Origin of the sequence: Streptomyces lienomycini, from assembly GCF_027947595.1 — a bacterium.
Lineage (GTDB): Bacteria > Actinomycetota > Actinomycetes > Streptomycetales > Streptomycetaceae > Streptomyces > Streptomyces lienomycini.
This window is the reverse complement of record NZ_CP116257.1, coordinates 7,395,013-7,409,017: the sequence shown is the minus strand read 5'-3', so window position 1 is coordinate 7,409,017 and position 14,005 is coordinate 7,395,013. Positions and strand designations below refer to the sequence as shown.

The 14,005-nt window shown below is 76.1% G+C and carries 10 protein-coding genes and 1 pseudogene; 5 read left to right on the top strand and 6 right to left on the bottom strand.

Annotation, left to right across the window (positions count from 1 at the left end):
* Positions 1 to 4: 4 nt before the first annotated feature.
* Positions 5 to 2,604, bottom strand: a pseudogene (locus BJ961_RS33710) (helicase-associated domain-containing protein).
* Positions 2,605 to 2,734: 130 nt separating this feature from the next.
* Between BJ961_RS33710 and BJ961_RS33705 the strand changes: the two are divergent.
* Entirely contained in the window at positions 2,735 to 3,733 is a 999-nt protein-coding gene (locus BJ961_RS33705; RefSeq protein ID WP_271416555.1) for a hypothetical protein, read from the top strand.
* 647 nt (positions 3,734 to 4,380) lie between these two features.
* Positions 4,381 to 5,043: an HAD family hydrolase gene (locus BJ961_RS33700; protein ID WP_271416554.1), complete on the top strand. Its 663-nt coding sequence runs from the start codon at positions 4,381 to 4,383 to the stop codon at positions 5,041 to 5,043.
* Here BJ961_RS33700 and BJ961_RS33695 read toward each other — a convergent pair.
* Positions 4,992 to 5,270, bottom strand: coding sequence for a hypothetical protein (locus tag BJ961_RS33695; protein ID WP_271416553.1), 279 nt, complete (start codon positions 5,268 to 5,270; stop codon positions 4,992 to 4,994). The two genes, BJ961_RS33700 and BJ961_RS33695, sit on opposite strands and share 52 nt — an antisense overlap.
* Positions 5,271 to 5,444: 174 nt before the next feature.
* On the opposite strand from BJ961_RS33695, the gene BJ961_RS33690 reads away from it, so the two are divergent.
* A complete protein-coding gene (locus BJ961_RS33690) occupies positions 5,445 to 5,828 on the top strand; it encodes a cold-shock protein (protein WP_271416552.1) in 384 nt (127 codons plus the stop codon).
* Between the two features lie 13 nt (positions 5,829 to 5,841).
* On the opposite strand, the gene BJ961_RS33685 is transcribed toward BJ961_RS33690, so the two are convergent.
* The 4 genes from BJ961_RS33685 to BJ961_RS33670 are packed head-to-tail and all read right to left on the bottom strand — an operon-like array spanning position 5,842 to position 9,388.
* Positions 5,842 to 6,717 (bottom strand): 1,4-dihydroxy-6-naphthoate synthase, encoded by an 876-nt coding sequence (locus BJ961_RS33685; protein WP_271416551.1) that lies wholly within the window; start codon positions 6,715 to 6,717, stop codon positions 5,842 to 5,844.
* Entirely contained in the window at positions 6,701 to 7,402 is a 702-nt protein-coding gene (locus BJ961_RS33680; protein WP_271417252.1) for a futalosine hydrolase, read from the bottom strand. Before BJ961_RS33680 ends, BJ961_RS33685 begins: the two co-directional genes overlap by 17 nt.
* Positions 7,403 to 7,428: 26 nt before the next feature.
* The gene (locus BJ961_RS33675; RefSeq protein ID WP_271416550.1) at positions 7,429 to 7,938 is read right to left on the bottom strand and encodes a DUF2771 domain-containing protein; all 510 of its coding nucleotides are present in this window, start codon (positions 7,936 to 7,938) and stop codon (positions 7,429 to 7,431) included.
* 58 nt (positions 7,939 to 7,996) lie between these two features.
* On the bottom strand, positions 7,997 to 9,388 hold the full coding sequence (locus tag BJ961_RS33670; protein WP_271416549.1) for an MFS transporter: 1,392 nt from the start codon (positions 9,386 to 9,388) through the stop codon (positions 7,997 to 7,999).
* Positions 9,389 to 9,720: 332 nt separating this feature from the next.
* Here BJ961_RS33670 and BJ961_RS33665 point away from each other — a divergent pair, with 332 nt between their 5' ends.
* Both BJ961_RS33665 and BJ961_RS33660 read left to right on the top strand, forming a co-directional pair.
* A complete protein-coding gene (locus BJ961_RS33665) occupies positions 9,721 to 10,647 on the top strand; it encodes a DUF3027 domain-containing protein (RefSeq protein WP_271416548.1) in 927 nt (308 codons plus the stop codon).
* Between the two features lie 226 nt (positions 10,648 to 10,873).
* Positions 10,874 to 14,002 (top strand): sacsin N-terminal ATP-binding-like domain-containing protein, encoded by a 3,129-nt coding sequence (locus BJ961_RS33660; protein WP_271416547.1) that lies wholly within the window; start codon positions 10,874 to 10,876, stop codon positions 14,000 to 14,002.
* The last annotated feature ends 3 nt before the right edge of the window (positions 14,003 to 14,005 follow it).

The following is a 14,005-nucleotide window of genomic DNA, read 5'->3' as shown; positions in this document are numbered from 1 at the left end:
GGGTTCAGCCCGCGTCGTCGGCCAGTTCGGCCACGCCCGTGACCCGGTGCAGCGGATAGGTCCGCACCTCGTCCGCCGTGTGGTCGTACGCCGTGACGAAGCCGCCCTCGACCCGGATCGGCGCGATCACGCGCTGGCTGGCGGCGCCCTCCGCGTTCACGTAGCCGATCCACAGCGCCTCCCCGGTCAGCACCGCCGCCTGCATCGTGGCCAGTGTCTCCGCGGCGCCCGTGCGGGGCAGTTCGCCGCCCCGGGCACCGTCCTCGCCACCGTCCCCGGCACCGCCACCGCCGTCTCCGGGGCCCGGCTTGCGCGGGGTGGTGGAGGCCAGGTCACCGGCCCGGACGGCACGGATCGCCGCCGTCAGCAGCGTGTCGTCGGGGGCCGGCGGCCCGTCCGGCACCGGGACCGGCGCCGTCCGAGGCGGGGTGCGGTGGGAGTCCGCGCGGGCGATCAGCACGTCGCCCGCGGCGGACTCGGCGGCCGGCGCGAACCCCAGCGCGCGCAGCCCTCCAGCAGCGCCGCCGGATCGGCCTGCGCGGCCAGCACGGTGGGCGCCAGACGGCGCAGGCCCAGCCCCGCGGCCCGCTTGTCGGCGAGGATCTCGTCCAGCGTCGCGTCGTCGTCGCACCGCACGTACGCCGAGGCCGCACCCACCCGCAGCCGCCCGTGCCGCCGGGCCACGTCGTCGATCAGGTACGTCAGCGGCTGCGGCACCGGCGTACGGGAGTGCCGGGCCAGGAACGCGTGCAGGTCGGCGGCGCTGCGCCCGGCGTCCAGCGCCCGACGCACCGAACCCGGCGTGAACCGGTAGACGGTCGCCCCGCCCTTGGACTCCACGTCCGCGAGCACCCCCAGCACGTCGGCCAGACCGCGCTCCAGCGGACCCGGCGCCACCGCCGTCAGGTCGGCCTGGAGCAGCACGTGGTCCAGCGGCTCGGGGAAGAGCGGTTCCAGCAGCCGGGCGGCGGTCGCCGTGGCCGCGGCCCGCTCGGCCGAGGCCGGGGGAGCGGCCACCGGGGGCGTGTGATGGTGGACGGGCAGCTTGTCGCCCGGGCCCTCGGGCTCCGCCCGGGCCGCCGGGCGGGGTGCCTCCGGAGCCCCGATCAGGGCCCGCCCCGGCGCCGCCAGCGCGCCGCGCCCGGTGACACCCAGCAGTTCGGCCTCGGACAGCGTCCACCGGGCGACCCGGCTGCGCAGATCGTCGTCGCGCGCGGGCCCCATGTCCCGCTGCTCCCGCTGCGGGCCGCGCAGGGGCCGCTCCCAGCGCAGCCGGGCCAGCACCGACTCCTCGACGGGCGAGGCGCCCTCGGGCAGCCCCGCCAGCAGCGCCAGCACCCGGTGCCGCACCTCCGGCGCCGCCGAACGGTCCAGGTTCGGGCCCAGCGCCGACAGCGTACGGTCCTTCGCGTCCCGCCCCCCGACCACGCCCGGCGTCCGGGTGGCCGTCAGCCACGCCCCCGCGAGGTGCGTCCAGCGCTCGGCGGGGGGCAGCTCGCGCCACTCGTCGTACGCCGGGGTCGCCGCGTACCGTTCGTCGGCCTCCCCGTCCGAGGCGATCAGCCCCGCCCCGTAGGCCAGTTCCACCCAGAACGCGGCGACCGGCTCCGGCACGTCCAGGGCGACGGCGGTCCGCTTCAGGTCGCGCACGCTCAGCCCGCCCGCCCGCAGCACCGCAGGGCCGCCCTCGTCCCACTCCTTCAGCAGCTCGTCGACGACTCCCAGCGCCGCCAGCGCCTGCCCGGCCGCGGTGGCGTCCACCATCTGTGGACGGTGGGTGGCGGCGGCCTCCACCGGCGGCGGCACCGGCTCGGGCAGGCGGTGCGCCCGGCCGGCGCGCAGATGCAGGGCCACCTCGCGGGGCAGCACGACCGTGCCGGGCGCGGTCGGCAGCAGCAGGCCGCGGTCGAGGAGCGCCCGCAGGTGCGCCGCCGGATCGTGGGTGACCTGCCCGTACGGCGGCCCCCACACCAGCCGGTCCAGCACCTGGCGGGACTCCTCGGGCAGCCCGGACAGCAGCGCGGCCATCCGCCGCCGGTCGGCGAACAGATCGCCCAGCGCGGACACGGCGGAGACCGAGTCGTGCGTCGAGGACAGGCCGACGGCGGCGAGGATCTCCTGGATCCGGCCCGGCGACATCCCCGCCGTCGCCTCCCGAACGGTCGGCCCCAGCCCCGTCGGGGACGGGTGCTGCGGGGACGGCGCGAGCAGCTCACGGGCGGTGCGCACCAGCCGCAGCCGGTCGTCGGCACCCCACACCAGGGCCTGTTCGCGCAGGAGTGCCGCGGCCCGGGGCAGCGCGGCCGAGACGACCGGGTCCTCCTCGTCGCCGCCCATCAGGGCGCGCAACTCCCCGTACGACGCCGGGTCCGGCGCCACGGCCAGCGCCTCCGCGGTCTGCAGCGCGAACCGGTCCAGCCGCTCCAGCGCCCGCACGACCGAGGCACGGGTGCCGGCGCGGGTCGCGAGCTGGGTGAGGTCGGTCGGCACGGGGGTGATGAGATCGGGGCGGCTGCGCAGGAGGGCGGCCAGCGAGACGTCGTCCCTGGCACGGAGCGCCTCCGCCAGGGACCGGGGGGCCGCGGACTTCTCCTCGGTGCTCATCCGGCCCACGTTAGCGGGTGGTTACGACGGCGGGGTGTGCGTGCGACGGCGCGGTGCCGTCTCCCGCACGCGGGAGGATTCGGTACCTTCGTGCGACGGGGTACCACAACACACCGCCCCGGAGGGGTTCGTGGGGATCGAGAGCGACCAGGTCGTCTTCGAGTATCTGAGCCGCGTCGGCGACGTGGCCCAGCAGCGGCAACTGCCGTCGGCCACCCGCATGCGGCTGGTCTCGGAGCTGCGCGACGAGATCGACCGGCACCGGGCGAAGACCACCGTGGACAGCCCCGCCGCCGTCCGCCGCATCCTGGACCGGCTCGGCGACCCGGACGAGATCGTCACCCAGGCCGGCGGCACGAGCGGGGCGGGGCAGCGGACGCCGCCGCCCACCGCCGTGCCCGAGCAGCGGGACGCCGGGCCCCGCGACGCCGACCGGCGCAAGGGCCGGCGGCGCCCCACGCCCGAACCCCCGGTCGGGCCTCCGGCCGCCGCACCCCCGCACCTGGCGAGCGCGTCGGAACTGGGGGACGGCGGCGGCGACGGCCGGCCGGACTGGTGGCGGGTCGACGACGGCCCGTTCGCCGGCGCGGGCCTCGGCGACAGCGTGCCCGGGTTCGTCGGCGGCGTCGAGATCCCCGAGCTGCTCAAGCCGCCGCCGAGGGCGGAGGACGAGGCCGGGAAGAAGGACGCGACCGGGCCGGCCGCCCCCGTGGAGGAGGCCCCGGAGCCGACAGTCGTCGCCGTCGGCAGGCGGGAGGGCCGCCGCCTGCCCCGCCTGTGGCCCGAGGGCGGCTGGAACAACCCCCTCCTCCTGCTCGCCGCGGCCCTCCTGATCGCCGGCGCCGTGCTCGGCAACCTCGTCCCCCTCGGCCTGGGCTGGCTGATCGCCTACCTCTCCCGCCGCCTGACCCCGGCCCAGTCCAAGTGGGCGGTACTCGGCCTGCCCGGCACGGTCGCCGTCGCGGGCGCGGTCTGGCTGTGGGGCCGCGCCGACGGCCGCTGGGGCGACCCGGTCACCGAGGGCCACATGAGCGACGCCGTCGCCGACACCTGGCCCTGGGTCCTGCGCACCGCCGCCGTCGCCACGGCCCTCTACCTCCTGTGGCGAGCCCGCCGCCTACGAGGCTGACCTCCCGGGCGCATGCGGCCCGCCCGCGTGCTGCGCCTGCCCCGCGTGCTGTACCCGGCCCGCGTGCTGCGCTTGCCCGGTGTGCTGCGCCCGGCCCGCGTGCTGCGCTTGCCCCGCGTGCTGCGCCCGGCCTGTGCGCTGCGCCCGGCCCGCCTGCCGCACCCGACCCGTCTGCCGCACCCGGCCCGCGCGCGGCGGCATCACCGCACGCGGCACCACCGGAGCGCGGCGGGACGACCGGCGGACACCCGACGGGTCGCCTGCCGAAGGCGTGAGCGCGCGGCGGCGCACGCCCGCGCGCGGGGGCTCGGGTCGTGGCCGGTTCGTCGTGCGGGTTGGGCCCGGGGGCGGCAGGTGCTGGCGGGGGGCCGAGGGTGCGGTGGTGCGTGGCCGTGTGCGGGGGTTCGGGGCGTGGCCGGTTCGTCGTGCGGGTTGGGCCTGGGGGGCGGCAGGTGCTGGCGGGGGGCCGAGGGTGCGGTGGTGCGTGGCCGTGTGCGGGGGTTCGGGGTGCGGCCGGTTCGTCGTGCGGGTTGGGCCGGGGGCGGCAGGCGCTCACCGAGGACTCGCGGGTCCTCACAGGGGATCGGTCCGCAGGCCCTCACCGGGGCCCTGCGGGCACGCGCCGCGGGCCCGGCACAATGGGGGGCATGCCCTCCTCGACCCGCCCCGCGCCCACCGTCGGATTCGATCTCGACATGACGCTGATCGACTCGCGGCCCGGCATCCGCGCCTGCTACCTCGAACTGAGCGCGCGGACGGGGACGCACGTCGACGCCGACCTGGCCGTCACCCGGCTCGGGCCGCCGCTGGCCGACGAGCTGGCCCACTGGTTCCCGGCCGAGGAGATCCCCGCCGTCGCCGACCTGTACCGGGAGATCTACCCCGCCCACGCGATCGAGCCCACGCGCGCCCTGACCGGCGCCCGCGAGGCCGTCGCCGCCGTGCGCGAGAGCGGCGGCCGGGCCATCGTCGTGACCGCCAAGTACGAACCCAACGCCAAGCTGCACCTGGCGCACCTCGGCATCGAGCCGGACGCCGTGATCGGCGACCTGTGGGCCGAGCAGAAGGCGGTGGCGCTGCGCGAGCACGGCGCGGACGTCTACGTCGGCGACCACGTCGGCGACGTCCGCGGGGCCCACGCCGCCGGCGCCCGCTCGGTGGCCGTCACCAGCGGGCCCTGCGACGCGGACGAGCTGCGCGCGGCGGGCGCGGACGTGATCCTCGCCGACCTCACCCGCTTCCCGGAGTGGCTCGCGGCCTACCGGGACGGCGAGGGCGACGCCGAGGGACTCGCCACGGCCCGCGCCTGACGCCGCCCCGCCGCGATCGACCGGAGCACCCCCGCCCCGGCGATCAGGAAGCCCACACCCATCAGCATGCTCAGGCCGAACATGTAGGTGGGGAAGGGCGTCGTCCCCAGCAGCATCGGGGCCACCGTGACCAGAGTGGCCACGGTTCCGACGAAGAAGACGATCGCACCGGCGCGGATCAGCCGGTCGCCGGGAGCGGTGGAATTCGTTCGGGTTTTGTCACGCACCCGACCAGGGTAGTTCCCAGCCCGAGGGAACGACCCGGGGACGCCTTGTCACCGGCCCAAAGACCATTAGCCTTGGTACCGGCGGGTCCGGACGACCCGCCCAAGTGCTATCCAGAGCCGTTTCCGAGCATGTTTCCGAGCAGTTTTCCGACGAGTACGAGGACGAGGACAGACGTGCCTACCGGCAAGGTCAAGTGGTTCAACAGTGAGAAGGGCTTCGGCTTCCTCTCCCGCGACGACGGCGGCGACGTCTTCGTGCACTCCTCGGTCCTGCCTGCCGGAGTCGAGGCGCTGAAGCCCGGCCAGCGCGTCGAGTTCGGTGTCGTCGCCGGTCAGCGCGGTGACCAGGCCCTGTCGCTCGCCCTCCTCGACCCGGCCCCGTCGGTCGCGGCCGCGCAGCGCAAGAAGCCGGACGAGCTGGCCTCCATCGTGCAGGACCTGACGACCCTCCTGGAGAACATCACCCCGATGCTGGAGCGCGGCCGCTACCCCGAGAAGACGGCCGGCAAGAAGATCGCCGGACTGCTCCGCGCGGTCGCCGACCAACTCGACGTCTGACCCGCCGCCCCCGCTACGGGAACGTCAGCGCGTCCGGGCCGAGGGCCGGTACGAGTCCCTCGGCCGCCGCGCGGGTCAGCAGGCCCCGGACCGCCGCGTAGCCGTCCTCGCCGAGGTCGGCGGTGAACTCGTTGACGTACAGCCCGATGTGCTGGTCGGCGACGGCCGGGTCCATCTCCTGGGCGTGCTCCATGACGTACGGCCGGGACACCTCCGGGTCGTCCCAGGCCGCGCGGACCGAGGCGCGGACCGACTCCGCCAGGCGGTTCAGCGTCTCCTCGCCCAGGGACCGCCTGGCGATGATCGCGCCGAGCGGGATCGGCAGGCCGGTGGTGCGCTCCCAGTGCTCACCCATGTCGGCGAGCTTGTGCAGCCCGTAGTTCTGGTACGTGAAGCGCGCCTCGTGGATGACGAGGCCCGCGTCGACCTTCCCGTCCCGCACGGCCGGCATGATCTCGTGGAACGGCATGACGACGATCTCGCCGACGCCGCCGGGCACGGTGTCCGCCGCCCACAGGCGGAAGAGCAGGTACGCCGTGGACGTCTCGCTCGGCACCGCCACCGTGCGCCCCCGCAGGTCCGCGCCCGCCTCCCGGGTCAGCACCAGCGGCCCGCAGCCCCGGCCCAGCGCACCCCCGCAGGGCAGCAGGGCGTAGTCGCCGAGGACGTAGGGCAGGACGGCGTACGACACCTTCAGCACGTCCCCCTCGCCGCGCTCGGCCATGCCGTTGGTAATGTCGATGTCCGCGAACGTCACGTCGAGCGCGGGGGCGCCCGGGACCCGGCCGTGGGCGAGGGCGTCGAAGACGAAGGTGTCGTTCGGGCAGGGGGAGTAGGCGATCCGCAGGGGCCCGGCGGTCGCGTCGGTCGTGTCAGTGGTGTCCGTCATGGGGGTTCCAACTCCTGAGGGCGGGGGCGAGCTTCCCGAAGGCGTCCGTCAGCGCCGCGAGGGCCTCGCCGATGCGCCAGGCGGCCCGGTCGCGCGGGCCGACCGGATTGGAGACCGCGCGCAGCTCCAGCACCGGCACGCCGTGCGCGGCGGCGGCCTCGGCGACGCCGAAGCCCTCCATCGCCTCGGCCAGGGCACGCGGGTGGCGCTCGCGCAGCAGCGCGGCGCGCGCGGCGGTGCCGGTGACGGTGGAGCCGGTGAGGACCGTGCCGGGGCGGGCGCCGGTCGCGTCGGCCACGGCGGCGACGAGGCCGGCGGGCGGATGGTGGGTGACGGTGCCGAAGCCGAGTTCGGTGACGGGCAGGAACCCGTCGGCGGTCTCGGCGCCCAGGTCGGCCGCGGTGACCGCGTCGGCGACGACGAGCGAGCCGACGGGCGCGTCCGGTACGAAGCCGCCGCCGATACCGGTCGAGACGACCAGGTCGTAGGGCGCACCGTCGAGGGCCGCCGCGGTCAGGGCGGCGGCCGCGGAGGCGGCGGCGAGGGCGGGGCCGACCCCGGCGGCGAGCAGGTCCCAGCCGTCCGGCAGGCGGTGCAGGACGACCCCGGGACGGGGCACCTGCGCGCCCGGCGCGGGGAACGCCCGAGCCACCGCGTCCCGTTCGACGGGGACCGCGGTGGCCACGAGGATGCGCGCGGGGGACGTGGCGGTCAGTCCTTCTTCAGCTCGAAGACCCACACACCGGTGATGTTCTGGCTGCCGTCCTTGCCGTCACGGGCGGCGACGGCGACGTTCGTCGAGTTGCCCTCCGCGCCGTACTGCGCGTTGAAGAACACGCTGCCCGGCACGGTGCGGTAGGTCTTGTCGCTGTCCTCGACCAGCTGCTGACCGTTCATCAGGATCGTCCAGTGCTTGTCGGCGACGTCCGGGTCGACGCCGAAGCGGACGGTCTCGTCCTGGTCGACCTTGATGGACTTCGCGTCCTTGTCCTGCAGGCACTTGGTGATCTCGTCGGCGGAGAGGGTCTTGCCCTCACCGCCGCAGGTCGCCTCGGAGGTGACGGAGTCACTGCCGACCGTGATCGTCGAGATCGGGGTCGGCTCGTCACAGGCGGACAGCAGGAGCAGTCCGGCGGACACGGCGCCTACGGCGGCGACGGCGCGGCGGCGTCGCACAACGCGGTGTCCGATAGCGGCGGTGCCGCGGGGCAACGTGGTCATGGCGGAAGGCTATACGGCGCCCCCGCCCCGCCCCCCACCTGGGTACGGCGTGGCGTGGTCACGCCACCCTCGGCCGCGCGGGTCCTCCGTGCCGTGCCGAGTCGACCAACCCCCGTACGGTCGTCAGCCACCCGGCGGCGATGATCGCGGCGGCCACCGACAGGCCCAGCGTGCCGTTGAGCGGCAGGACGATGCCGACCGCGCCGCCGAACACCCAGGAGACCTGGAGCAGCGTCTCCGAGCGCGCGAACGCCGACGTGCGCACCAGTTCCGGCACGTCCCGCTGGATCAGCGCGTCCAGGGACAGCTTGGCCAGCGCCTGCGCGAACCCGGCGACCGCCGCCAGGCACGCCACCAGGAACGCGCTGAAGAACACGGCGGACACCACGGCGACGCCCAGCACGATCGCGACGACCGTCACGATGATGATCTCCGGCGCCCGGGAGCGCAGCCACGCGCCGACCGCCGTGCCCAGCGCGTTGCCCGCACCGGCCGCGACGCCCACTATGCCCAGCGACACGGCCGCGCTCTGGCCGGTCATCGGGTGCACGCGCAGCAGGAAGGCCAGGAAGAAGATCAGGAAGCCGGTCAGGCAGCGGATGCCGGCGTTGGCGGCCAGCGCGTGCGTCACCGCCGGGCCCACCGTGCGCAGCCCCGGGCGCTTGCCCCGCCCCCGCAGGGGCCCCGGCAGGTGCTCCTCGTCCGCCGCGAGCAGGGCCCGGTCCTCGCCGCGCGCCGAGTCCACCTTGCGCGGCAGCGTGAACGACAGGACCGTCCCCGCGACGAAGATCAGGAAGGCGCCGTACAGCGGCCACCGCGGCCCGACCTGCTGGAGTCCCGCACCGATCGGCGCGGCGACGCCGGTGGCCAGCAGCCCGCCCAGCGTGACCCGCGAGTTCGCCTTCACCAGGGACACCCGGGGCGGCAGCAGCCGCGGCACCACCGCGCTTCTGACCACGCCGTACGCCTTCGAGGCGACCAGCACGCCCAACGCGGCCGGGTACAGCTCGATGCCGCCGGTGACGACCGCCCCCGACAGCACCAGCGCGAGCAGGGCCCGCGCCGCCATCGCGCACGCCATCGCGGCGCGGCGGCCGTGCGGCAGCCGGTCCAGGAGCGGGCCGATCACCGGCGCGAGGAGCGTGAACGGCGCCATGGTGATGGCGAGGTACAGCGCGACCCGGCCGCGGGCCTCGTCGGTGGGGACGGAGAAGAAGACGGTGGAGGCCAGGGCGACGGTGATCATCACGTCGCCCGCGCCGTTCACCGCGTGCAGTTCGATCAGCTTGCCGAGGCCCGACTCGCCCGCGCCGTGCGCGTGTGTCGCCCGGCGGATGCCGCGCGCGGTACCGGTCACCGGCAGGCGCAGTGCCCGGCCGAGCGCACGCAACCGGGGGCCGGGGCCGCGCCGCCGGCTCCCGCTCTTGAACTCCGTCCGTGCGGCTGCCACCCCGTCATAGTGCCCCGAGAGTGGCGGCTGTAGCGTCGATACGGCACGTATGGCGGTGATCGAGTCGGGTGACACCGCCCGGGAACACCGGACCGTACCCCGCCGAAACTCCCGTCGGTGTAGGCCCAGCGCACCTGAGCAGGTAGCGTGCCTAGCGCGCCGTGGCGAACGTTCTCGGCCGCGCGCCGTACGGCCATCCCGCAGAATGGATGACGTAGGTGCGCCCGAGCGCGATCGGGCGCGGACGTCGACGCGGTCCACAGGTCCGCTCCGTCCGCCCCTCGCACACAGCGGCGCACTCGAGAGACGGCGTATGGAGAGAAGCGATACCTGTGAGCGCAGCGACAACGCGAAGCCGCACCCCTGACCGCCTGTGCGCCGAGGCCCTCGACCTCGCCCGCGCCGCAGCCGAGGAGGCCGCCGCACCCGGCGTCGTCGGCGAGCACGAGGGCATGGTGTCGGAGGGCGACCGGGTCGTCACGCACTACTTCGCCTGCAAGGAGATGGGCTACCGGGGCTGGCGCTGGGCCGTCACGGTGGCCCGCGCCTCCCGGGCCAAGCTCGTCACGGTGGACGAGGCGGTGCTGCTGCCCGGCCCCGACGCGCTGCTGGCCCCCGAGTGGGTGCCGTGGAGCGAGCGGCTGCGCCCCGGCGACATGGGCCCCGGCGATCTGCTGCCCACCGACGCGGAGGATCTGCGGCTCGAGCCCGGCTGGACCGGTGAGGACGAGCCGCCGCCCAACTCCGCCGTCTCCCACGAGATGGCCGACCTGGTCGAGGCCGAGGACGCCGAGGTCACGGCCGGGCCGCCCGCCGAGCTGTCCACCGTCCCGGCCCGCGGCACGATCTCGGCGGTCGCCGAGGAGCTGGGGCTGCGCCGCACGCGGGTGCTGTCCCGGTACGGGCTGCACGTCGCCGCGGACCGCTGGGAGGACGGCTACGGCCCGAAGACCGCGATGGCCCAGGCGGCCCCGGCCTCCTGCGTCAGCTGCGGCTTCCTCGCCCGGATCGGCGGCTCGCTCGGGCAGGCCTTCGGGGTGTGCGCCAACGAGTTCTCCCCGGCCGACGGGCACGTGGTGTCGCTGGCCTACGGGTGCGGGGGGCACTCCGAGGCGGCGGTGATGCCGAAGCCGCCGCGGGTGGCTCCGCCGGTGATCGACGAGACGCGGGTGGATCCGTTTCCGTTGCGGCCGGCCGCGGATTCCGGGTCGGTGGCGGTGAGTGAGGACCAGGCGTCGGCGGAGCTGGGGCATTCGTAGGGCCGGTGCGATCTTCGGCGCGGGTGCGTGTGGCTGGGGTCGGTCCCTGGGGGCTGCGCCCCCAGACCCCCGTCGGCCTTGACGGCCTCGCCCTCAAACGCCGGACGGGCTGATTGATGCCGGCCTCGTCCTCAAGCGCCGGTCGGGGCGTCGGGGAGGGGCGGCGGGTGCCGGTCGGCGTTCCTGGGGGCGGTACCTTCGTGGTCCGTCGATGAGGAGAGTCACCGTGAGCATGTTCGTACGGCCTGCCGCCGAGGGTGCCGATCCGTTCGGTACGGCACGGCTGCGGCGCGGGGTGCTGGACGCGTGGGCGACGAGCCCGGCCCGGTTCCGTGAGGACGCCAACGCGGAGGAGGACCTCGTCCTCGGCGGCTACCGCGACCGGCTGGTCGTCGAGCTGGCGCAGAACGCCGCCGACGCCGCCGCACGGGCCGGCGTGCCCGGCCGGCTCCGGCTGACCCTGCGCGACGGCGTCCTCGTCGCCGCCAACACCGGCGCCCCGCTGGACGCGACCGGCGTCGAGTCGCTGTCCACGCTGCGCGCCTCCGCCAAGCGGGACGCGGGGGACGGCTCGGTCGGCCGGTTCGGCGTGGGCTTCGCCGCCGTCCTGGCCGTCACCGACGAGCCCGCCGTGGTCGGACGGCACGGCGGGGTGCGCTGGTCCCTGGCCGAGGCCCGCGACCTGGCCGCCGACACCGCCCGGCACAGCCCCGGCCTCGGGGACGAGATCCGGCGCCGCGACGGGCACGTACCGCTGCTGCGGCTGCCGTTGCCCGCCGAGGGCAGCGCCCCCGCGCCGTACGACACGGCCGTCATCCTGCCGCTGCGCGACACGGCCGCCGCCGACCTCGCCGAGCGGCTCCTGCACGCCGTGGACGACGCCCTGCTCCTCGCCCTGCCGGGCCTGGCGGAGGTGGTGATCGAGGCCGGGGACGAGGCGCGCACCCTCTCCCGTCGCGTCGAGGACTCGCTGACCGTCGTGGAGGACTCCCGGGAAGGCGTCACCCGGTGGCGCACCGCCGCCGCGCACGGCCCGCTCACCCCCGGCCTCCTGGCCGACCGGCCGGTCGAGGAGCGGCTGCGCCCGCACTGGTCCGTGACCTGGGCGGTGCCCGTCGACGCCGACGGCGCCCCCGAACGCCCCCGCACCAGCCCCGTGGTCCACGCGCCCACCCCCAGCGACGAACCGCTCGGCGTGCCCGCGCTGCTCATCGCTTCCTTCCCGCTGGACGCCACCCGCCGGCACACCGCGCCGGGGCCGCTCACCGACTTCCTGACGGAACGGGCCGCCGACGCCTACGCCGGGCTCCTCGCCGACTGGCGGCCCGTCTCCACCGGCCTCATCGACCTGGTGCCCGGCGCGCTGGGCCGGGGCGAACTGGACGGCGCGCTGCGGCAGGCGATCCTCGACCGGCTGCCGCGCACCTCCTTCCTGCCGCCCGCCCTCCCCTCCGGGGGCCGGGACGCGGAGGACGACCTTCCGGAGTCGCTGCGGCCGCGCGACGCCGAGGTGGTGGAGGGCGCGGGCGCCGACACGGTGCGGGTGCTGGCCGAGGTGCTGCCGACGCTGCTGCCCGCCGGCCTGGAGCGCCGTGCCGAGCTGCGCACGCTGGGCGTGGCCCGGGTGCCGCTGACGGACGCGATCGACCGGCTGGCGGGGCTGGAGAAGGCCCCCGGCTGGTGGCGGCGCCTGTACGACAGCCTCGCCGGGGTCGACCCCGACCGGCTGTCCGGGCTGCCGGTGCCGCTCGCCGACCGCCGTACGACCATCGGCCCCCGGCAGGTGCTGCTGCCCTCCCCGGAGGCCGCCTCGCTCGACCCGGAGGTCCTCACCCGGCTCGGCCTGAAGGTCGCCCACCCGGACGCCGCGCACCCGCTCCTCGAGAAGCTCGGTGCCCTCCCGGCCACCCCGCGCGCCGTGCTCACCACCCCGCAGGTCAGGGCCGCCGTCGCCGCCTCCCTGGACGACGAGGGCGCCGCGAACTGGGAGGAGGACGCCCTCGATGCCGAGGAACTGGCCGACACCGTCCTCGGCCTGGTCCGCGACGCCGGACTCGAGCCCGGGGACGAACCCTGGCTGGGCGCCCTCGCCCTGCCGGACGAGGACGGCGAACTCTCCCCGGCGGGTGAACTGGTCCTCCCGGGCAGCCCGTTCGCCCAGGTCATGCGCGAGGACGAACTCGCCGCCGTGGACGCGGAACTCGCCGAGAGGTGGGGCGCCGAACCGCTGGCCGCCTGCGGTGTCCTCGTCACCTTCGCCCTCGTCCGCGCCACCGACGTCGTCCTGGACCCCGACGAACTGGAGCCCCGCGAGGGCGACTTCGCCGAGCCCGACGACGCGGGACTCCTCGATGCCGTGGACGTGTGGAGCGAGGACGTCCTGGACCGCTTCCCGGACAGTCCCGTTCCGCCGGTCGCCACCGAGATCGTCGCCGTGCGCGACCTCGACCTCGTCGACGACGACCGCTGGCCCGAGGCCCTCGCCCTGCTGTCCCGGCCGCCGCTGCGCGACGCGCTCGTCCAGCCCGTGCGCGTCCTGCTGCCCGACGGCACCCACGAGGTCGTACGGCCCTACACCGCGTGGTGGCTGCGGGATCACCCGGTGCTCGGCGGGCGCCGCCCGGCCGGTCTGCGCGCGGCGGGCGGCGACCCGTTGCTGCGGGGCCTGTACGACGAGGCCGACGCGACCGGCTTCGAAGACGAGCAGGTACTGCGGGCGCTGGGCGTGCGTACGTCGGTCGCCGCGCTCCTCGACGAGCCCGGCGGCGCGGCCGAGCTCCTGGACCGCCTCGCCGACCCGGACCGCCCGGTCACGGCCGCGCAACTGCACGCCCTGTACGGGGCGCTGGCCGAACTGGACCCGGAGCAGGTGACCCTGCCGGACGAGGTACGCGCCGTGGTCGACGGCCGGGTGGCGGTGGTGGACGCCGCCGACGCCGTGGTGGTCGACTCGCCCGACCTGCTGCCCTTCACCTCCGGTGTGCCGCTGCTGCCGGTCCGCCCGGCCCGGGCCGCCGAGCTGGCCGAGCTGTTCCAGGTGCGGCGGCTGAGCGAGTCCGTCACCGGCCGCGTCGACTCCGAGGGCGCCGAGCACGACGTACCGGAGCCGGTGCGGGGGCTGCTCGGGGCGCGGACCCCGGCGTCGTACGTGGAGCACGAGGAACTGGTCGTCGACGGCGTGGAGATCGACTGGCGTCTCGCCGACGACGGGGCGCTGCACGCCGCCACGCTGGAAGGGGTGGCCGCGGGCCTCGCCTGGGCGGCGGGGCAGTGGCCGCGGCGGTTCGAGGTGGCGGCGCTGCTGGAGGACGAGTCGCGGACGCGGGAGCTGGCGAGGGACCGCTGGTTCGACTGACAG